This is a genomic window from Pararhizobium sp. LjRoot235 (genome assembly GCF_964254145.1).
Lineage (GTDB): Bacteria > Pseudomonadota > Alphaproteobacteria > Rhizobiales > Rhizobiaceae > Pararhizobium.
Genome location: NZ_CAXUSP020000001.1, coordinates 2,296,578 through 2,315,709, shown reverse-complemented (window position 1 = coordinate 2,315,709; position 19,132 = coordinate 2,296,578). Strand labels below are relative to the sequence as shown.

Below are 19,132 nucleotides of genomic sequence, written 5' to 3'. Positions count from 1 at the left end.
GTGACGGCGTGACGACGAGCATGTAAGGTTTCGTGCGGGTATGTAACAGCTTGTAACAGTATGGCGACGGCCCGGCGGAGGGCAACGATGTCGAACAGTGCGATACGAACAGAGCACATCCTGGTCGTTGATGACGATCCCAGAATTCGGCAGATGCTGATCCGCTACTTCGAGGGTGAGGGTTATCGCGTCAGCGCGGCGGCGGATGGCCCGGCAATGCGAGATTGTCTGACCAAGGCTGGGGTGGACATTATCCTTCTCGATCTCGTTCTTCCCGGTGGTGAAGACGGTCTAGCGTTGGCACGGGATATCCGCTCCCGGTCGAATATCCCGATCATCATGTTGACGGGGCGTGATGACGTGATCGACCGGATCGTGGGTTTGGAGGTGGGCGCCGACGACTACATTGCCAAGCCATTTCACCTGCGGGAAGTCTTGGCGCGTGTGAGAAGTGTGTTGCGTCGTCACCAGACCCCGGCCTCAAAAGGAGACAACGAGACAACGGAAAGTTTCTGTTTCGACGGTTGGCAACTTAATGTGGGCCGTCGCCAATTATTCTCCGCCGACGGCAGCGATATTGCGTTGACGACCGGGGAGTTCGACATGCTTTGCGTGTTCGTGAAGCACGCCGGCCGCGTGCTTTCGCGCGAATTGTTGATGGACTTGACGCGCAGCCGTAACTTGGGGGCGTACGATCGTACCATAGACGCCCAGGTAGGGCGTCTGCGAAGGAAGATCGAGCGTGATCCAAAGAACCCCACGCTGATCAAATCTGTTCGCAATGTGGGCTATGTCTTCAGTGCAAGGCCCACGCAGGACTGAACCTTCGTCGAAACCGTCAGATATCGCCGGGATCCACTTCAATCGGCATCAACAGGCCGTGATCCCAACGTTCGAATTCCCCTTTCTGCAGGGTTCTGCTCCAGTTGTCAGTTCCCAGGCCCCAAACCCGCATCATTCGGCATTTTTGATTCTGCGCCAATGTCCTGAGGTGATCGAGCAGAGCCTCGGAGACGCCAGCAACATCCCCGGCGCTGACCGCGACGAATATCGGCACATCGAGTAGCAGCCCATAACGCTGGTGGTTTTTTATGCGAAACATACAGATGCCCCGCACATATCCTGTTGGATTCGTTGCGATCGCGATATGGTTTCCACCGGCCAGATTGACACGTCGCTGAATGATGCTCTCGCAGATTTCGCGCCAGTCGGCCTGTTCCAGTGATTGTTCCACAATTTGGATTAGCGGATAGGTCACGTCGATCTGTTCAGCCGAAATCTGAGCGATGGTGTAGGCCGCAGGCATCAGGTCACTCCTCACGTTCATGCGCTCATTCCTATTCCGCCGGTTATCGTCGCCTGCTGAATTCCGCGGAAAATCTCCTCATCCGCGAAGCATCAAATCGATTTGTTCACTAGGCGTCTGCCGAAGAGACGATCCCGGAGAGACCGTCTCTTGTTCCATAGGTGCGTTACTCGACAGTAATCCGGTCCACGACCGCCTTCACACCAGGTGCAGACCACGCTGCCCTTTCGACGGCATCGCGTTCTGGCCATGCTTTGACACGGCCTTCAAGCGTGACCATGCCGTCGAGGACGTCAATCCGAATGCCCTTGGCCTCGACTTCTGCATTGCGCTTCAGTGCATCCTCGATGCGCTTCTTGACATCAGAAACGGAAACTCGCGGCTTGAGGTCGATGTTGTTGCTGACCCCAGATACGCCCGCAAGCCCCTTCACAGCGTCACCGGCGGCAATCTTTTGATAGTGCCATTCGACCGTACCGGTCAGTGTTACCCAACTCTTTTGGACTTTCACCTGGACGGCATTCTTGGGAACTGTCGTATTCCAGTTGATCATGTACAAGGCGCGCTTCGCGATTTCGTCATCTGCGGTCTGGTTCGCACCAAAGGGCCGTACTTCGATTTCCTGGGCGATGCCTTTGACGCCAATTACCCGTCGGACGACATCCTCGACCGTCGCCTTCTGGGCATAGGTTGGAACATGGCCCGTGAGCGTTGCAACGCCACTTTCCACCGCCACGCCGATGTTCGCAGCGTCGATGCTCGGCTCGAACTCGAGTTCATCGATAATGTCCTGTCTCAAAACGTTGTCGTCCATTGGACTCTCCTCTCTGCCTCAAGGGCTGCATACGTCCGCCACTTTCGGCATTTAATCGACGGTAGGCATTGATCCGCGTCAAAGTCATACGACCCTTTATCCCCCCCGCCGATTTAAGCGGCTTGACGACAGCAGATGTGCCTGCGCAAGCAACGCGCCGAGCATCTTCAATGCGCAAAAAGGGAACGGGCACAGATTCGGCGCAGAATCATGCGGCTTCGCGCAAAACGCGGTCGATAACCCTGTCGAACGGCGTACGCCGCAAGTGGGGCGCTCCCCGCTCCCGATGGCCTGAATTTCTAACTCCACAAAACCGCCACTGGCGCTGACGCAAGACGCCGATAAAGGTCGCGACGGCGCGCAATTGGCCACCAGCCATAAAGAAAGATTTCAAGAGCGCGCCAGTTTGCAACCCAGCCAAATATCAGCAGGCTTTCGCTGACCACGCGCGAAAATGCGGCCGTCCCTGTCAAATTGTTGACCATCTGACTTGCACGAGGCTGAAAGCCAAAATCGGGATGCCGATAATCAACGCCCGTCGTCCCTCCCGAAGCAACTCTCGCAATTCACGATTAGCTTGGGTGGCACGGCCCTCGAAATTGTATTGCACAGCATGCGTCACAGTTTGCTCGGATACAGAATTCGTCTCTTCCTTCGGCAATTGGATAACAATTTCAATCGGCACGTTCGCAGGGGCTTCCTGTGCCCACTCGACGATAAATCGCTCGGCATCGTCGTCGAGGTCGCGTTCCCTGAACGGCGTGGGGTCCAGGGAGTTGAAAAGGCGTGCTATCCGGTCGACCCGGATGAGGATTGTATAGTGTCTGGCATCTGCTCGCATGAAGTTCACTGCCGTTGGTGCTCTCAGAGCGACAACCTTGTCGAATTCAGCCATATGGTGACCTCGACACCTCCCCTCGCCCTGTCCCATATGTCAACGGGCGCGGCTCGAGTTTGACGCACATCAAGTTGCGTCCCGCTTTTGATGGCTATGCTAGGCGACGATTTGAAATCCCACCAAAGGTCCGCGAAGCCATGTCTGATCAGCCGATTATCCGTTTCCACGGCGCAGCGGGCACGGTCACTGGATCCTGTCATCTTATCGAATTTCGCGATAGACGCATACTTGTCGATTGCGGTCTGTTCCAAGGATCCAAGACCGAGAAGGAACTCAACTATCGGGCCTTTCCTTTTGACCCTCGGACGATTGACGCGGTCATCTTAACCCACGCGCATATCGACCATTCTGGCCTGCTACCCAAGCTCGTCAAAGCCGGATTCGACGGCCCGATCTTTGCAACGCCCGGCACGATCGATCTTTGCTCCGTGATGCTGCCTGACTCCGCCCATATCCAGGAAAGCGAAGTCGAGCACCTGAACCGCCGCAACCAGCGCCGGGGCCGGCTGACCGTTGCACCTATCTATACCGCCGAGGACGCAGCCGTTGCGGTGACGCTGCTACACTCGGTGGAACTTGAAACATGGCAGACCGCGGCGGCGGGCATCCGTTTCAGGTTCTGGAACGCCGGCCACCTGCTCGGCTCCGCTTCGGTTGAGTTGGAAATCGCCGGTTCTCCCACTGTCAGGATGCTCTTCTCCGGCGACATCGGACCCAGCCACAAACTTCTGCAATTCGACCCGGAAGCGCCAGCGGGCTGGGACTATGTCGTTTGCGAGAGCACATATGGTGACACAGACCGCATTGAAGCCACAGACCAAACTCGCCGTGAGGCGTTGCGTGCGGAGGTCGTGGCGGCAACCCATCCCAACGGGGCACTTCTCGTCCCCTCCTTCGCCGTCGAACGCACGCAAGAGCTCCTCGCCGATCTGGTGTACTTAATGCAGGCCGGCGAGATCGCAACATGCCCGATCATTATCGATTCACCGCTGGCCACGCGAGCCAGCGCGATTTTTCGCAAACATGCACGGGATTTGGAAAACGGCGCATTGCTGGCCAAGGCCATGCAGGCCAGAAACGTACGGTTCACCGAGACCGTCGAGCAATCCAAGGCCGTCGACTTCATCAAGGGATTTCACATCGTCATCGCCGCAAGCGGCATGTGCGAGGCGGGCCGCATCCGCCATCGGCTAAAGAACTGGCTTTGGCGCGACGAAGCCACAGTCCTGCTTGTCGGCTATCAGGCGGCGGGAACGCTGGGCCGCATTCTCGAGGATGGTGCCTCGATGGTCCGCGTTCAGGGAGACGATATAAAGGTCCGCGCGCGCATTCGCAGGCTCGATATCTACAGCGGTCATGCCGATGGCCCGGAACTGGCTGAATGGGTGCGTGCGCGACAACCTGTTCGTGCCGGTGTCTTTCTCGTCCATGGAGAAGAAATAGGAATTTCAGGTCTGCGGCGGCGCCTACTGGCTTTCCTGCCGGAGCAACGGATCACATCCCCGCATTTGGACGCAGCGTTCCGGCTGACGCCGGCGGGACCGGTCGATATATCCGATGCGGTGCAGCCGCCACGGATCGACCCTGTTCGCGTAGGCAATATGGACTGGCACAACGACCTTCAATCGCTTGTGCTTGATCTGCAGGAAAAATTGGCAAAGACTGCCGACGACAAAGCGAGACGCGTGGTCATTCGCAAGCTGCGGCGCGCATTGGCGGAGTAAATCCCCTGTGTTCGACAATAATCGTATTTTCGATGGGCAGGCGTATGATGGGCAAGACTTTCCCGTGTGACGGCACCACGAGTTTCCTGTTTCTTGATCCTGGTCAACGAGCAAAGCCCATAGCTGCATATCCTGGAACCGTTATGGAGGTCGCAGCCACCGCACGCAAAAGGCGTTGCTGGATTCAAGTCGGCCACAACTGAGTGAGAACAAAAATGAAAATAATGGAGATAAAACGAGATCTCGAAGATCGGCGTCGCGGCATTGAGCGGCGGCTGGCTGCGATTGAAAGCGACCTCAGCAAACAACTGGATCCCGACAGCGCCGATCGGGCGATCGAAACGGAGAACGACGAGGTCCTCATGGGCATGGACCGGAGTGGCCGCGAAGAATTGAAAGCGATTTCGTCGGCGCTTGATCGCATTGAAAGTGGAACCTACGGCCGATGCGTCCTTTGCGGGGCCGAGATCGGCGAACAGCGGCTCGAAGCCCTGCCCTTTTCGCCCTATTGCGTCGAATGCGCCCGTGGCGCAGCTTAGCAGCAACTAAGACTGCCGGATCGAATCCGGGAATCTTGCTTGAACAGCGTAGACGAAAGTCAATATCGGATGGAAGGCCATCGCTCCTTCTGGGCAGGGTTCCACCGATATCAACGAAAGAGCCATGCCAATGCGAGCGATGGTCCTTGAAGCGATTGGCGGGCCGCTGTTAGCGGTCGAGCGGCCGCTGCCCCTGCCGCGTGCCGGTGAGATTCGGCTGAGGATCGAGGCCTGCGCCGTCTGTCGCACGGACCTTCATGTGATTGATGGCGATCTGCATTCGCCGAAGCTGCCGCTCATTCCGGGTCACGAGATCGTCGGTATCGTCGAGACGGTGGGCGACGATGGAGACACAGCAAAAATAGGCCGCCGCGTCGGGGTGCCCTGGCTCGGCCAAACCTGCCGGACATGTTCCTATTGCCGAGCGAACGCGGAAAATCTCTGTGATGACCCTTTGTTCACCGGCTACACCCGTGATGGCGGCTTCGCCACGCATGCCGTTGCGGACGCAGACTATGCATTCGATCTTGACCCCGGAGCCGATCCCGTATCCCTGGCGCCCCTGCTCTGCGCCGGCCTGATCGGCTGGCGCTCACTGAAGCGGGCCGGTGACGGTCGCAGGATCGGCATCTACGGTTTCGGCGCAGCGGCACACATCATCGCCCAGGTGTGCATCTGGCAGGGGAGGAAGGTTTATGCTTTTACCCGTCCCGATGATGCGGCGGCCAAGCGCTTCGCCCTCGACCTTGGTGCCACCTGGGCCGGCGGTTCGGATGAGCCGGCACCGGAACCCCTGGACGCCGCGATCATCTTTGCGCCGGTCGGCAGCCTCGTACCGGCGGCACTCAAGGCGGTGCGCAAAGGTGGGCGCGTGGTCTGCGGAGGCATCCACATGAGCGACATCCCCACCATGCCTTACGCTGTGTTTTGGGGCGAGCGGGAACTCGTTTCCGTAGCAAACCTGACACGTCAGGATGCATGCGAATTTTTCGCGGTCGCCAGGCAAGCCGGCGTGCGCACGCACACTACTGCTTATCCACTCGATAATGCCAATTCCGCTCTTGCCGACCTTCGGGCGGGCAAGGTCAGCGGCGCAGCGGTTCTCGTCCCGCAGGGGCGAACCTAACAGCCGAAGTCATCATTGCTCTGTTAGAGACTTGTTCGTTCCTTGAGCTAAATCAATGTCATTGCAAAACGCGGCGCTACTCTCGCCAACCATGAGCCAGCCGTCCAACTCAACCATCGCCTGAGAGCGCTGTCTGGCCGGCGCAAAGGAGAAGCGAAATGGAAGTTCACGACACCGATGACGATCTGACCACACGCACTGGGTTTCGCTTCCACGTTCGGCACGCCACGCCACAAGACGATGCAATCGTTGCGGAGTTCTTCACGCACGTGACGCCGGAGGATCTACGATTTCGATTTCTCTCTGGAATGAAGGCAGTGTCCCACGAAAGGCTCGTCGAAATGACACGTGTCGATGATCCGCACGTCGTCAATTTTCTCGCCTTCTCGCCCAATGAAACGCTGCTTGCCGTGGCAATGCTGGCAACTGACAAGGTCGATCAACGAGGCGAGGTCGCACTGACAATCCGCAGCGATTTCAAACATCAGGGAATAAGTTGGGAAATGCTTGCGCATATTTGCCGCTATGCGGAGCGGCACAAAATTAAAAGCATCGAGTCCATAGAAAGTCGTGAGAACCATTCAGCGATCGAGTTGGAGCGGGATATGGGTTTCAGGGCCTTGGACTACGACGACGACCCGACGCTCGTTCTTTTGCGGCGAGAACTCACCGTTGCCGATGCTGCCCAAAGCCGTTAACGCACCGTTTTCACGGCTCACTGATCGCATTCTGCGCCTTTGCTGTCCGCCGCTCGCGATCGCTTTGACGGAGCGAACCAAGGAGAAAACAGATGCAGTCAGACGCCGAGATGTCCGCAAGGCCCGCGACCGCCGGAGAATTGAAGCTCGTCGACCGCTATTGGCGTGCCGCCAACTATCTGTCTGTGGGGCAAATCTATCTGCTCGACAACCCACTGCTGCGCGAGCCGCTGAAGCCGGAACATATCAAGCCCCGCCTTCTCGGGCACTGGGGCACGACGCCCGGCCTCAATTTTATCTACACTCACCTCAACCGCATTATTCGAAATCGCGATCTCAGCATGATTTATGTCTGCGGACCGGGACACGGCGGGCCAGGGATGGTCGCGAGCACCTACCTCGAAGGCACCTACAGCCACATCTATCCTGAAATTTCCCAAGATGCGGCCGGGATGAAAAAACTGTTCCGGCAGTTCTCCTTTCCCGGCGGCATCCCAAGCCATGCGGCTCCGGAAACGCCGGGCTCTATCCACGAGGGCGGCGAACTCGGTTATGCCTTGGTGCATGCCTATGGAGCTGCCTTCGACAACCCGGACCTGATCGTAGCCTGCGTCGTGGGTGACGGCGAGGCCGAGACTGGACCACTTGCCGCGAGCTGGCTTTCGAATAAGTTCATCAATCCCGCCCGCGACGGTGCTGTCCTGCCGATCCTGCACCTCAATGGCTACAAGATCGCCAATCCGACGTTGCTCGCCCGCACAAGCGACGAAGACTTGACAAATTTATTCCGCGGCTACGGTCACGAGCCATTCTTCGTGGAGGGTCACGAGCCGGAAAAGATGCACCGACAGATGGCCGAGACGCTCGACCGAGTGTTCGATCGAATCCGCACCATCCAGCAAGAATCCCGCAACGGATCGGATACCGTTTCCTGCCCGCGGTGGCCGATGATCGTCTTGCGCAGCCCGAAAGGTTGGACTGGTCCGAAGGAAGTAGACGGCAAGAAGGTCGAGGACTTCTGGCGGTCGCATCAGGTACCAGTCGCCAATTGCAGGGAGAATGCCGATCATCGTCGAATCCTTGAGGAGTGGATGCGCAGCTACGATCCGGCAGATCTGTTCGATGAAGACGGTCGGTTGAAGGAGGAGTTGCGTGGGATCGCGCCCGAAGGCGAGCGACGAATGGGTGCCAGTCCGCATGCCAACGGCGGACTGCTCCGAAAAGAGCTGAATGTACCAGATATCCGCGATTATGCCGTGGCGGTTACAGGGCGCGGCGCATCTCTCGTCCAGACTACCGAAGTGCTCGGTCATTATCTTCGCGATGTCCTTCGGCTCAATGAAACGACCGCCCATTTCCGCATTTTCGGGCCGGACGAAACCGAATCGAACCGGCTCGGGAGTGTCTTTGAAGTTACCGACCGCGTCTGGATGGAGAAAATTGAACCCTACGACGTCCATCTTTCCCGTAATGGCCGGGTGATGGAGGTGTTGAGCGAACATCTATGCCAGGGTTGGCTCGAGGGTTATCTTCTAACGGGGAGACACGGTTTTTTCTCCTGCTACGAGGCCTTCATCCACATCATCGATTCTATGTTCAACCAGCACGCAAAATGGCTGAAAGTTTCGCGCGAACTACCTTGGCGCAAACCCATTTCCTCTCTCAACTACCTGCTGACATCCCATGTCTGGCGGCAGGACCACAACGGCTTCAGTCACCAGGATCCGGGATTCGTCGATCTCGTCGCCAACAAAAAGGCGGATATCGTTCGCATCTACCTTCCGCCGGACGCCAATACGCTGCTTTGGGTCGGCGACCATTGCCTGAAGACCTGGAACCGCGTCAATGTCATTGTCGCCGGCAAGCAGCCCGAACCGCAATGGTTGACGCTGGACGAAGCTGCCCGGCACTGCGAGGCGGGTATCGGCATATGGGATTGGGCGAGCAACGAGGAAGGTGTAACGAAACCCGACGTCGTGATGGCCTGCGCCGGCGACGTGCCCACCATGGAGACACTCGCGGCCGTCACCCTCCTTCGCGCGGCGATCCCGGAGCTTAGTATTCGCGTCGTGAACGTCGTCGACCTGCTGGCACTACAGTCGAAAGCCCAGCATCCACACGGCCTCACCGACGACGCTTTCGATCGACTGTTTACCACCGATCGCCCGGTTATCTTTGCCTACCACGGCTATCCCTATCTCATTCATCGGCTGACATATAAACGCACCAACCACGAGAACATTCATGTCCGCGGCTTTGTCGAGGAAGGCACCACGACGACGCCCTTTGACATGGCCGTTCTTAACGGACTTGACCGCTTCCACCTGGCAATCGAGGCGATCGAACGCGTGCCGGGATTGAAGGATAAGGCAGCAGCCGTCATCGGCATGCTCGAGGATAAGCTCGCGGATCATTATAGCTATATCCGAGCCTACGGCGAGGACATGCCAGAGGTCCGCGATTGGAAATGGACGCGTTCCTGACGCAAGACGCTCAGCCTGAACGGTAGGCCTCAGCACGCGTCATCCGCGGGCCTGAAGGCTGAGGATCTCGCGGACGACCTGGTCAACGCCCCGGTTGGCGTTCGTCCGAGACCAGTGGACATCACCGGTTTCGGACGCGAGTTGCCTCGAGAGGATGCCCAGGTCCGCATCGGATGGCCCAGCCGTTCTAGCAGCGACACGGTTGCGAAGCACTGCCGAATCTGCCTCGAGCCAAATCCTCGAGCATGGAACCTGGAGATTACGTGCCATCTGCTCTATCCGATCGCGGTTAGTGACCTTGTCAAACACCGCATCGACTACAACCGAACCTCCTGCGCGCAAAATTGAGGCGGCGCGACACGCCATCTCCCGATACACTGTTTCCGACATTTCGGGTCGGTAGGCGCTTGCCGGAAGCTTCCTCTCCGCCGGGACCCCGTGCAGTGCCTTTCGAATGCGATCGCTCTCGATAATCCTGGCGCCCGGAGGCGTACCGACGTGGGCGGCCAACGCTTCTGTCACGGTTGTCTTGCCGGAACCGCTCAAGCCGCCAATGGCAATTAGTTTCGGCGGAACTGGATCAAGCAAAGAGAGCGCTAGATCGAAGTAGGAGCGTGCCTCGGCAACAAGTCGCCCTGGGTCGTCGTTGCTCTCCTCTACTTGCGTGGCAGCGACATGCGCCCTCACCGCAGCCCGTATTGCCATGAGATAGGGAAGAAGAACAAAGCCGTCTTCGTCTGCGGATTCGTCCAGATATCGATTCATGACCAGATTTGCGAGCTGCGGAAATCCGCGATGCCAGAGGTCCATGAGAAGAAAAGCAAGGTCGTAGAGGGTGTCGACGGTAGCAATCTGATCGTTGAACTCGATGCAATCGAACAGCCGCGGCTCACCATTGAGGAGGCAGATGTTGCGAAGATGCAGGTCGCCGTGGCAGCGCCTGACATTTCCGGCCACCTCGCGCGCATCGAGCAATGGCGCGTAATCCACCAACTTCCTCTCGAACGCATGATTGAAGCCTGCAAGTTCGTCTGTCTTGAAAACCCTGCTGGTGGCGAACCCTTCGTTGTTGATGCGCAATACCGCAGCGATGTTCGCCGAACCAGAGCCTTGATGGACGACTGGAGCTGCATGATGAAAGCGGGCAATCATGCCTGCCGCCCGGGTCACGAGCTCGGCGGTCAGCCTGCCCTCGATGGCCATGCGGTCGAACAACGAGCCTTGGTCAAACCGGACCATTTCGACGACGGCATCGGCGAGCTCTTCTCCGTCATCGAAAACGAGACGCCCCTCGTGATCGCGCATGATCCGCCGGACACCGAGATACAACCTCGGCGCCGTCGCCGCGTTCAGCTCGACTTCCCTCCTACACGCTTTCAATCGCAGTTCGGGCGACGAAAAATCCACATAGGGCAACTTGACCGCGCGCTTCATCTTGAAGGCGCGTTGGCCAACAAGAAAGATGCGGGAGATATGCGTTTCGATTGTTTCTACCGTTTCGGCTCCATGAGTGACGGGGTCGGTCAGAAAGGCGGTAACCGCGGTTTGGTCCTGAGCAAACATGGATTGCCTCCGCTGTCCTTCCTTTTCGCGCAGTGACTGCAAAAGTAAATCACCGATCCAAGGGGTTCACTTTGACCGGCATCAAAAGTCGGTCGCCAATTGTCAGCCCGCAATCCCCGTAGCCATCACGCCGTTCAATTTGATGTGCGTCAAAGCGTCCATTTCAACCTGTGCTACAAAAGTCAGTGCACGGAGGGTTGAACGGTTGAACCATGGCTCCCAAACAAGTCCTTTTTCATTCAGCCGCTCGAGAGAAGATTTTGAAGGGCGCAACGCTACTCGCAGATGCAGTTCGCGTGACGCTTGGACCACGATCGAAAGCCGTTCTGATCGAGAGGAAGTGGGGAACGCCACACTCGCCCATGGGATAGTCTCGACGGTTAAGTCTCAACGATACGATTCTGGTACCGATCATTCTCAATGCCACCCGTTTCAGCTCCAAGTGGCACTGTCAGAGCATAAGCCTTGATCAAAAGAACGCTGAGAACCGACGCGGCCATAAGAATAATGATAATTAGAAGAAGCCATTTTATGATGACTGCTTGAAATAAGCGGAGTTTGTTCTGCGCAGAGGCCTTCATCGTTCGAGCCTTGGTCCTTTAAATCGGGCACCTGGCCATCAGGCGTCCTGCGGAGTCGCCTGACCCCGGCCCCTCAAAGCTCCCATTGTTTTCGCTAGGGCGCATTGCTTTTCGTCAAATTTGCCATGCCAACCGAACCGAATACCGGTGACAGACGCACAATCGTTGCTACTACGTGCGGTCCGACCGGCTGCGAGTGATTGAGCGGGGGGGAAACAATGCGTCACATCGACTTTTGGATATGTTGGCTCAGCCAAGCATAGGCGCCGTGGAAATCGCGTTGCCAGCCGTCATTCCGCTTTGATGCGGATCAATGAGGATGTCCGTTGGAATGGTTTAATAAGAACGTCGGGCAATAGGACACTCGAAGCATGGCCAGATAACTGCTGAGCGGCACCGTTCACTTGCGTTGGGCAGCCGCCGGAGCAGTCTCGATCCCAATGATCCCCGAGGGAGGAGAGCAAATGCCCATTAAGACAATTCTCAATGTGATGGCCGCTACGACGATCGATGGCGATCTCCTCGTGGCGACCGATCTCAGCCGTCAAGCCGGTGCCCATTTGAGTGCTCTTGTTGTAGCGGTGGCGCCGCAACCAACCGGAAGGTATGCAACCCTTTCGCAGGGATGGCTGGAACAACGCGAGCAGAACCTGCAGGACCTCGACGAGTGCGCAAAACGGGTTCGCGAAAAGCTGGCGCGAAGCGAGCTCTCATCTGACGTCGACAGTCTCTACGTGGAAGCAGCCGGGGCGAATTTCGAGATTGGCGAGCGTGCGCTCTACGCCGATCTCGTACTGATTGGCCCCAGCGTATTTCAGGATCGCGATATGAAGCAGCAGGTCGTTGATGGCTGTCTTTTCCAGACCGGCCGCCCGCTGCTGATCGCGCCGCCTGACAGCACCCCCACGCTGCAACCTAAAACGGTCCTGCTGGCATGGGACTCGCGTCCATCATCCGCACATGCCGCGCAGCAAGCACTCGAGCTCATGATAAATGCCGATTCCGTTCACGTTACCATGGTGGATCCAAACGCGGCGCTCAGGGCGAGCGGCGAAGAACCCGGCGCAGACGTCGCCACCTATCTCGCCCGTCATGGCATCAACGTGACAGTCGACACATTGCCGAGCGCGGGTCGATCGGTGGCGCAGGTTCTGCAGCAACATGCCGTCGATGTCGCTGCTAATGTCATCGTGATGGGTGCCTACGGCCATTCCCGACTCCGCGAGCTCATTGTCGGCGGCGTGACGAGATCGATGCTTGAGGACGCGAGGCTCCCGGTTCTGATGGGGCGTTGAGCCGGCGGAAAGAACGACCCCGGAACCACCTTTGCCAGGCTCGGCTGCAGAGAGGGGGACATCATGTCGACGACAAGAATTCCGCATAATGGCTGGGTGCTGGTATGTGATGGAGCCAAAGCCCTTATTCTACGCAACGAAGGTGACACGGAACGGCTTAATCTCATTCCGGTTGATGTCGCCTCCGAACATCAACCGCCGACCCGCGATCTTGGAACGGACCGCCAGGGCCGCGTCTACCAGTCGCAAGGCGGCGCTCGAAGCGCGACACAGGAGACGGATTGGCACGATCATGCAGAGGAGGTGTTTCTCTCGCAAATTGCCGAGAAGCTTGATGGCTTGATACGCGACAGTGACTTCACCAATCTCGTTCTCGTTGCACCGCCGCGCGTGCTCGGCATGCTGCGAAAGTGCTTGCGTCCTTCTGCTCGCGGCACCGTGACCGCCGAAGTGGCAAAGGATCTGGTAAAGTTCCCAATCCCGGAGATCGAGCATTATCTCTCGGAATGACATCTGCCGACTTCAACAGGTGGGGTTCCTCGCGATCAAAGCGACGCCTCGCAAATCAAGGAGCGACCGGTGGAGAAGGAGATATCGGCCACGGCCCTGCAGGCGCGCGACCTTGTCAAGGTCTATCGGATGGGCACGGTCGAAGTTCACGCCCTGCGCGGCGTCGACGTCGATCTGCGCGAAGGCGAGCTCGTGGTCCTGCTGGGTCCGTCGGGAAGCGGCAAATCGACGTTGCTCAACATACTTGGCGGTCTCGATAGACCGACCAGCGGCAGGGTCGTGTTTCGCGATCGCGAACTCGAGATGGACAACGAACGCACGCTCAATCTCTACCGCCGCAACCACGTTGGCTTCGTTTTCCAGTTCTACAATCTCATTCCCAGCCTGACTGCGCGCGAAAACGTCGCCCTCGTGACTGAGATCGCCAGGGATCCCATGCCGCCGGCCGAGGCGTTGGCGATGGTTGGTCTCGGCGACAGGCTGGACCACTTCCCGGCGCAGCTCTCCGGTGGCGAGCAGCAACGGGTCGCCATCGCCCGCGCGATCGCGAAGCGCCCCGACCTTCTTCTTTGCGACGAGCCGACGGGCGCACTCGACAGCAAGACTGGAATCCTTGTCCTTGACGCGATCCTGCGGATCAACCGGGAACTTGGTACGACCACAGCGCTCATCACACATAACGCAGTCATTGCTGAAATCGCCAATCGCGTGCTCTACTTCTCCGACGGGCGCATCGTCGAAACACGGCGGAATTCCGCTCAGCGCGCGCCCTCCGAACTCGCCTGGTAACCGTGATGACGAGTCTGGACCGAAAGCTTCTTCGCGAACTTTGGCGGCTGAGAGCTCAGGTGCTGGCGATCGCATGCGTAATCGCTTCCGGCACGGCGTTACTCATCATGGCGCTGACGACGATCGAGGCGCTGAAAGAGACGACCGCCGCCTACTACGAACGAACCCGTTTTGCCGATATGTTCGCCGAGGCCAAGCGCGCACCCGAATATCTCGGACGCGATATCGCGGACATTCCCGGCGTGAGGATTGTCGAAACGCGTATCGTCGAAGGCGCCATTCTCGACATGACCGGTTTTTCCGAGCCCGTCGTTGCCCGGTTAATTTCGTTGCCCGAACGGGGCCCCCGGAGCTTCTCAACGCATTGGTGATCCGGTCGGGGCGCCTGGCCGACCCAACGCGGCCCGACGAGGTCGTGGTCAGCGAACCCTTCGCCGAGGCCCACCGATTGAAACCCGGCGACAGTTTCGATGCCATACTAAAGGGACGCAAGCGCAACCTGCAGGTCGTGGGCACCGCGCTTAGCCCCGAATACGTCTATGCCATTGCCCCCGGTGGCCTCATGCCCGACGACGAGCGTTTCGGAGTGCTGTGGATGGGTCGGGATGCGCTGGCGGCAGCCTTCGACCTCAAGGCTTCCTTCAACAGCGTGACGTTGAGCCTCTTGCCCAATGCGGACGAAAAGGAGGTCATCCGAAAGCTCGATGGCCTGCTTGTTCCCTTTGGCGGCGTCGGGCCTATGATCGTCCGGATCAGACCTCAAATTGGTTTCTGGAAAGCGAAATCGCGCAACAGAAAAACATGTCACGGATCATGCCGGCCATCTTCCTTGCGGTCGCCGCCTTCCTGACCAACATGGTGATGGCTCGGTTGATCCAGACCGAGCGCCGCGAGATCGGGCTCCTGAAGGCTTTCGGCTACGGCAATTGGGCGATCGGCTGGCACTACGCCAAGATGGTTCTTGTCATCGGCACGATCGGCATACTCATGGGCTCGCTGATCGGCGCCTGGCTCGGCCATTGGAATACAGAGCTCTACACGAAGTTTTACCGCTTCCCGTTCCTGCTCTACCGTCCCGGCCCGGCGGGCTTCGTGATTGGCGGCGCGATCAGTCTGGTAGCGGCGCTGGCCGGCAGCCTGGCGGCGGTTCGGCGTGGGGTCCGGCTCCCACCCGCGGAGGCCATGCAGCCCCCTTCTCCGCCGATCTACCGGCGCACCTTCGCGGCGCGGACAGTACTGGCCGGCGCTCTGGACGAACCGTCGCGCATGATCTTGCGGCGCATCATCCGATGGCCGGTGCGGGCGTTCCTCGCCAGTCTCGGCCTGGCCATGTCGGTCGCCGTGCTCATCATGGCACTCCAATGGGTCGACGCCATCGATTCCCTTGCCGAATCCGTCTTCGAGCGCGCACAGCATCAGGACGCGACCGTCGCGTTCAACGACCTTCAACCGATCGACACGATCAGGGATTTCGAGCATCTGCCGGGAGTCTTGGCGGCGGAACCCTATCGCTTTGTCTCGGCGCGCATCAATCACGGACAACTCATCGAGCGGCAGGGCATTATTGGCGTGCCGACCGGAGCCATCCTGAGCCCCGTCTTTGACGTCGAGCGCGGTCGCTTGGAGGCGCCGCCCGGCGGGCTGATGCTCTCTGCCAAACTGGCCGAATTGCTTGAGGTCAAGGCGGGCGACACCGTCGTCGTCGAATTCCTGGAAGGGCGCCAGCCGCGGACGAGCCTGCCGGTGTTACAGATCTTCGAAACCTATATCGGCAAGCCAGCCTATATGGACATGGCCACGCTCAACAGGATCGCGGGCGACGGACGCGTCATAAGCGGCCTCCACATCCGCGTCGATACATCAAGCCGCACTACCCTACTCTCAGGGCTCAAGGATACGCCCCATATTGCCGCCGTCCTGTTCCGCCACGCCGCAATCGATACTTTCTACAAAACCATGGGCGAAACGATCTTGATCTTCATCGGCTTCTTCGTCGCCTTTTCGATGACGCTCTCCGTCGGCGTCACCTACAATTCAATCCGCATAGCGCTCTCCGAACGGGCGCGCGAACTCGCGACCCTGCGCGTTCTCGGTTTCAGCCGATGGGAAATCTCCTACATTCTGCTTGGCGAAGTCGGCCTCCTCACATGGGTCGCCATTCCGCTCGGCGCGGTCATCGGCTTTGGCCTTGCGTGGTACATGACGAGCGCCTTTGAGACAGAATTGTACTGGTGCTGCGCGATGCGACCTACGGTAAGGCCGCACTGATCGCTCTCGCGGCGACGCTGGCCTGCGCCGCGATCGTGCGCCGGCGGCTGGACAAGCTAGATCTGATCGCCGTATTGAAGACAAGGGAGTAACCGGTGAGCGTCGCGAAACGCAGGTTGGTTATCTGGGGCGGCTTGGTGGCCCTGCTCGCGGCCGGCATCGCTTACGCCTTGCGGCCGCAGCCCGTTCAGGTGGACCTCGCCACCGCCGGAACCGGCGTTTTGCGCGTCACAATCGACGAGGAAGGCGAAACGCGGGTCCGCGACGTCTACACGCTTCATACACCTTTGCGAGGCCAAATGCAGCGCATCGAGGCGGGCGATGTCGTCGAGGCAGGGAAGACCCAGTTGGTACAAATCGAGCCCGCGCCACCGGCCTTTCTGGACGTGAGGACCGAAGCGGAGCAGCAAGCGGCGGTGGAGGCGGCGCGTGCCGCGCACAATCTTGCTGCCGCCGAGCTCAACAAGGCGAAGGCTGACCTGACCTTCGCCCACGGGGAACTCGCACGCAACCGTCTTCTGTTAGAGCGCAGAGCGATCTCACAGCGCACTCTGGAAGACGCAGAGCGGACCCACAACGTCGCGGAAGCCAATCTTGCCACAGCCGAGGCCGCCTTGAACGTCAGGCAGCACGAACTCGCGCAGGCACAGTCGCGACTCTTGTCGCGCCAGGAAATCCGGAGTCGGAGCGGGCCCTGCGAATGCGTGCCGGTGACCGCTCCGGTGAACGGCGTGGTTCTAAGGGTCATGCGCCGCAGCGAAGGCGTCGTTGAGGGCGGCGCCCCTTTGCTCGAAATCGGTGATCCCGCCGACCTCGAGATTGTTGTCAACCTGCTCTCGGAGGACGCAGTCAAGATTAAACCGGGGCAGAAGGCCATCATTACCGGGTGGGGCGGCGAAGATTTGAAGGCGATCGTGCGGCGCATAGAGCCCTTCGGTCAGACCAAGGTTTCGGCGCTCGGAATAGAAGAGCAGCGCGTCGATGTCGTCCTGGATTTCGCCGATCCGCCGGAAAATTGGCGACCGCTCGGCCACGGCTATCGCGTCGACGTGCAGGTCATCCTTTTCGAAGGCGAGGTCCTCAAACTGCCGCTCGGCGCGTTGTTCCGGCACGGCGACGAATGGGCCGTATTCGTCGCGCAAGAGGCGCGGGCACAATTGCGCTCCGTTGTCGTCGGCCAGCGAAACAGCCTCTCGGTGGAGATCCGAGAGGGGCTGCAGCCGGGGGAAAAGACCATCCTCTATCCGAGCGACCGCATCAAGGACGGCGTAGCGATTGTCGAGCGTGAGCGGGATAACCATGGCATGGCCCCCCGCTACATCGGTCAACCTCGTGCCGCCCGCTTCTGCCGACGCAGAGTACCGAAACGAAAGTCTTCGGCGGCCGTCCGGAGCATCAGCATCTCTCCAATTGTTTCATAGTTCATCATACCGACAAGACGTCGGCGACCGTCGACCACTGCAGCGGCCGGAGCATTGCGGCTCTGCATGATGCGAAGGCTCTCGTCGACCGGTGTCTGCTCGTTAACGCTGGGGATATCGACGCGCATGACACTTCGTACCGGCGTATTGACGCCTTTGTCCGTCATTGCACTGATCAATCCAGCACGCGTCAGCAGGCCCTCGAACTGGCCATCCCGGTCGACCACGGGAAATTCGCTCTGGCTGGTCGCTAGCAAAAGCTCGACAGCTTCGCTGAGGTTCGCCGAGGGCTGAAGGGTAGCGAAAGCCGTTACCATGACATCGCTGACGACCACGTCACCCGAAATCTCCTGCAGTTGAGCGCCTTGTGCTTCCGCCTCCGCCGCGAGGTAAACGAAGATTGCAACGAGAATGAGCAGCGGATTGTAAAACAACCCTGCAAGCCCCATCGCGAAGGCAGCACCCTGCCCGATCGTGGCTGCGACCCTTGTCGCGCGCGCCCAGGACCAGCGCCAAGCAAGGATCGCCCGCAAGACCCGACCACCATCCATTGGAAAGGCAGGTATCATGTTGAACAACACGAGGAAGATGTTGACGCCGGCCAACCTGACAAGAAAGCTGACGCGGGGATTCTGCGGCTCGGCAAGTTGCTCCAGGCCGACTACGCCCCCAAGAGCCGCTACGAGCAATGCGGCGATCATCACGTTGACCAGGGGACCCGCGACAGCGATCACCAACTCCTGAAGCGGCTCGCTCGGATTGCGCTCCAGCCGCGCCACACCGCCGATCGGCAAAAGCGTGATGTCGGGCGTCTTGATGCCAAAGTGGCGGGCGGCAGCAATGTGTCCGAATTCATGCAACACGACGCACGCGAACACGCAGACGATAAAGGCGACGCCTTCCCATGCAGCAGGCGCTCCGCCAATCCGATAGTGCATGAACCAAATCCAGACGAGCAAAAGAGCAAAGGTCATGTGCACGCGGATTTCGGTGCCCACAATCGTCCCGATTTTAAAGGACCATCCCATCGGATTTCACCTGTCTACTGGCCGAGACTATCACTTCCGTCTGCACGTCTGTCGTGAACTCACAGCTTCGCGCAAATGGAACGCCCTTG

General features: G+C 59.0%; 18 protein-coding genes. 13 read left to right on the top strand and 5 right to left on the bottom strand.

Annotation, left to right across the window (positions count from 1 at the left end; all coding sequences use genetic code 11):
* The first annotated feature begins 87 nt into the window (after positions 1 to 87).
* Positions 88 to 822, top strand: a complete 735-nt coding sequence (locus ACSQ2Z_RS11020) for a response regulator (RefSeq protein ID WP_436081243.1) — start codon at positions 88 to 90, stop codon at positions 820 to 822.
* Positions 823 to 838: 16 nt separating this feature from the next.
* Here the strand turns inward: ACSQ2Z_RS11020 and ACSQ2Z_RS11015 are convergent, their stop codons facing one another.
* From ACSQ2Z_RS11015 to ACSQ2Z_RS11005, 3 genes are all read right to left on the bottom strand, one after another.
* Positions 839 to 1,306, bottom strand: a complete 468-nt coding sequence (locus ACSQ2Z_RS11015) for a hypothetical protein (RefSeq protein ID WP_436081242.1) — start codon at positions 1,304 to 1,306, stop codon at positions 839 to 841.
* Between the two features lie 166 nt (positions 1,307 to 1,472).
* Complete coding sequence (locus tag ACSQ2Z_RS11010) at positions 1,473 to 2,120, bottom strand: BON domain-containing protein (RefSeq protein WP_436081241.1); 648 nt, start codon at positions 2,118 to 2,120, stop codon at positions 1,473 to 1,475.
* A gap of 469 nt (positions 2,121 to 2,589) precedes the next feature.
* The gene (locus tag ACSQ2Z_RS11005; protein ID WP_436081240.1) at positions 2,590 to 3,015 is read right to left on the bottom strand and encodes a hypothetical protein; all 426 of its coding nucleotides are present in this window, start codon (positions 3,013 to 3,015) and stop codon (positions 2,590 to 2,592) included.
* Between the two features lie 140 nt (positions 3,016 to 3,155).
* On the opposite strand from ACSQ2Z_RS11005, the gene ACSQ2Z_RS11000 reads away from it, so the two are divergent.
* The 5 genes from ACSQ2Z_RS11000 to ACSQ2Z_RS10980 all read left to right on the top strand — a co-directional run bounded on the left by ACSQ2Z_RS11000 (position 3,156) and on the right by ACSQ2Z_RS10980 (position 9,588).
* Positions 3,156 to 4,742 (top strand): MBL fold metallo-hydrolase, encoded by a 1,587-nt coding sequence (locus tag ACSQ2Z_RS11000; protein ID WP_436083054.1) that lies wholly within the window; start codon positions 3,156 to 3,158, stop codon positions 4,740 to 4,742.
* A 224-nt stretch (positions 4,743 to 4,966) separates the two neighbouring features.
* Entirely contained in the window at positions 4,967 to 5,281 is a 315-nt protein-coding gene (locus tag ACSQ2Z_RS10995; RefSeq protein ID WP_436081239.1) for a TraR/DksA family transcriptional regulator, read from the top strand.
* Between the two features lie 130 nt (positions 5,282 to 5,411).
* Positions 5,412 to 6,407: a zinc-dependent alcohol dehydrogenase family protein gene (locus tag ACSQ2Z_RS10990; protein ID WP_436083053.1), complete on the top strand. Its 996-nt coding sequence runs from the start codon at positions 5,412 to 5,414 to the stop codon at positions 6,405 to 6,407.
* Positions 6,408 to 6,565: 158 nt separating this feature from the next.
* The gene (locus tag ACSQ2Z_RS10985) at positions 6,566 to 7,105 is read left to right on the top strand and encodes an N-acetyltransferase family protein (protein ID WP_436081238.1); all 540 of its coding nucleotides are present in this window, start codon (positions 6,566 to 6,568) and stop codon (positions 7,103 to 7,105) included.
* 92 nt (positions 7,106 to 7,197) lie between these two features.
* Positions 7,198 to 9,588, top strand: a complete 2,391-nt coding sequence (locus ACSQ2Z_RS10980) for a phosphoketolase family protein (protein WP_436081237.1) — start codon at positions 7,198 to 7,200, stop codon at positions 9,586 to 9,588.
* Between the two features lie 39 nt (positions 9,589 to 9,627).
* On the opposite strand, the gene ACSQ2Z_RS10975 is transcribed toward ACSQ2Z_RS10980, so the two are convergent.
* Positions 9,628 to 11,151 carry an AAA family ATPase gene (locus ACSQ2Z_RS10975; RefSeq protein WP_436081236.1) on the bottom strand — a complete coding sequence of 508 codons (1,524 nt, stop codon included), beginning with the start codon at positions 11,149 to 11,151 and terminating at the stop codon, positions 9,628 to 9,630.
* 1,021 nt (positions 11,152 to 12,172) lie between these two features.
* On the opposite strand from ACSQ2Z_RS10975, the gene ACSQ2Z_RS10970 reads away from it, so the two are divergent.
* The 7 genes from ACSQ2Z_RS10970 to ACSQ2Z_RS10940 all read left to right on the top strand — a co-directional run bounded on the left by ACSQ2Z_RS10970 (position 12,173) and on the right by ACSQ2Z_RS10940 (position 18,015).
* Entirely contained in the window at positions 12,173 to 13,027 is an 855-nt protein-coding gene (locus ACSQ2Z_RS10970; protein WP_436081235.1) for a universal stress protein, read from the top strand.
* A gap of 63 nt (positions 13,028 to 13,090) precedes the next feature.
* Entirely contained in the window at positions 13,091 to 13,537 is a 447-nt protein-coding gene (locus ACSQ2Z_RS10965) for a host attachment protein (protein WP_436081234.1), read from the top strand.
* Positions 13,538 to 13,606: 69 nt separating this feature from the next.
* Complete coding sequence (locus ACSQ2Z_RS10960; protein WP_436081233.1) at positions 13,607 to 14,326, top strand: ABC transporter ATP-binding protein; 720 nt, start codon at positions 13,607 to 13,609, stop codon at positions 14,324 to 14,326.
* Between the two features lie 5 nt (positions 14,327 to 14,331).
* Complete coding sequence (locus ACSQ2Z_RS10955) at positions 14,332 to 14,697, top strand: hypothetical protein (RefSeq protein ID WP_436081232.1); 366 nt, start codon at positions 14,332 to 14,334, stop codon at positions 14,695 to 14,697.
* Positions 14,691 to 15,176 carry a hypothetical protein gene (locus ACSQ2Z_RS10950; protein ID WP_436081231.1) on the top strand — a complete coding sequence of 162 codons (486 nt, stop codon included), beginning with the start codon at positions 14,691 to 14,693 and terminating at the stop codon, positions 15,174 to 15,176. Before ACSQ2Z_RS10955 ends, ACSQ2Z_RS10950 begins: the two co-directional genes overlap by 7 nt.
* Positions 15,128 to 16,594 (top strand): ABC transporter permease, encoded by a 1,467-nt coding sequence (locus ACSQ2Z_RS10945; protein WP_436081230.1) that lies wholly within the window; start codon positions 15,128 to 15,130, stop codon positions 16,592 to 16,594. Before ACSQ2Z_RS10950 ends, ACSQ2Z_RS10945 begins: the two co-directional genes overlap by 49 nt.
* A 95-nt stretch (positions 16,595 to 16,689) precedes the next feature.
* Positions 16,690 to 18,015 (top strand): efflux RND transporter periplasmic adaptor subunit, encoded by a 1,326-nt coding sequence (locus ACSQ2Z_RS10940; RefSeq protein ID WP_436081229.1) that lies wholly within the window; start codon positions 16,690 to 16,692, stop codon positions 18,013 to 18,015.
* Here ACSQ2Z_RS10940 and ACSQ2Z_RS10935 read toward each other — a convergent pair.
* Positions 17,919 to 19,043, bottom strand: coding sequence for a site-2 protease family protein (locus tag ACSQ2Z_RS10935; RefSeq protein ID WP_436081228.1), 1,125 nt, complete (start codon positions 19,041 to 19,043; stop codon positions 17,919 to 17,921). The two genes, ACSQ2Z_RS10940 and ACSQ2Z_RS10935, sit on opposite strands and share 97 nt — an antisense overlap.
* Between the last annotated feature and the right edge of the window lie 89 nt (positions 19,044 to 19,132).

Excerpts from the sequence above, each read along its gene's own strand:
- ACSQ2Z_RS11020 (WP_436081243.1), top strand. The coding sequence starts at position 88 with ATGTCGAACAGTGCGATACGAACAGAGCACATCCTGGTCGTTGATGAC.
- ACSQ2Z_RS11015 (WP_436081242.1), bottom strand. The coding sequence starts at position 1,306 with ATGCCTGCGGCCTACACCATCGCTCAGATTTCGGCTGAACAGATCGAC.
- ACSQ2Z_RS11010 (WP_436081241.1), bottom strand. The coding sequence starts at position 2,120 with ATGGACGACAACGTTTTGAGACAGGACATTATCGATGAACTCGAGTTC.
- ACSQ2Z_RS11005 (WP_436081240.1), bottom strand. The coding sequence starts at position 3,015 with ATGGCTGAATTCGACAAGGTTGTCGCTCTGAGAGCACCAACGGCAGTG.
- ACSQ2Z_RS11000 (WP_436083054.1), top strand. The coding sequence starts at position 3,156 with ATGTCTGATCAGCCGATTATCCGTTTCCACGGCGCAGCGGGCACGGTC.
- ACSQ2Z_RS10995 (WP_436081239.1), top strand. The coding sequence starts at position 4,967 with ATGGAGATAAAACGAGATCTCGAAGATCGGCGTCGCGGCATTGAGCGG.
- ACSQ2Z_RS10990 (WP_436083053.1), top strand. The coding sequence starts at position 5,412 with ATGCGAGCGATGGTCCTTGAAGCGATTGGCGGGCCGCTGTTAGCGGTC.
- ACSQ2Z_RS10985 (WP_436081238.1), top strand. The coding sequence starts at position 6,566 with ATGGAAGTTCACGACACCGATGACGATCTGACCACACGCACTGGGTTT.
- ACSQ2Z_RS10980 (WP_436081237.1), top strand. The coding sequence starts at position 7,198 with ATGCAGTCAGACGCCGAGATGTCCGCAAGGCCCGCGACCGCCGGAGAA.
- ACSQ2Z_RS10975 (WP_436081236.1), bottom strand. The coding sequence starts at position 11,151 with ATGTTTGCTCAGGACCAAACCGCGGTTACCGCCTTTCTGACCGACCCC.
- ACSQ2Z_RS10970 (WP_436081235.1), top strand. The coding sequence starts at position 12,173 with ATGATCCCCGAGGGAGGAGAGCAAATGCCCATTAAGACAATTCTCAAT.
- ACSQ2Z_RS10965 (WP_436081234.1), top strand. The coding sequence starts at position 13,091 with ATGTCGACGACAAGAATTCCGCATAATGGCTGGGTGCTGGTATGTGAT.
- ACSQ2Z_RS10955 (WP_436081232.1), top strand. The coding sequence starts at position 14,332 with ATGACGAGTCTGGACCGAAAGCTTCTTCGCGAACTTTGGCGGCTGAGA.
- ACSQ2Z_RS10945 (WP_436081230.1), top strand. The coding sequence starts at position 15,128 with ATGTCACGGATCATGCCGGCCATCTTCCTTGCGGTCGCCGCCTTCCTG.
- ACSQ2Z_RS10935 (WP_436081228.1), bottom strand. The coding sequence starts at position 19,043 with ATGGGATGGTCCTTTAAAATCGGGACGATTGTGGGCACCGAAATCCGC.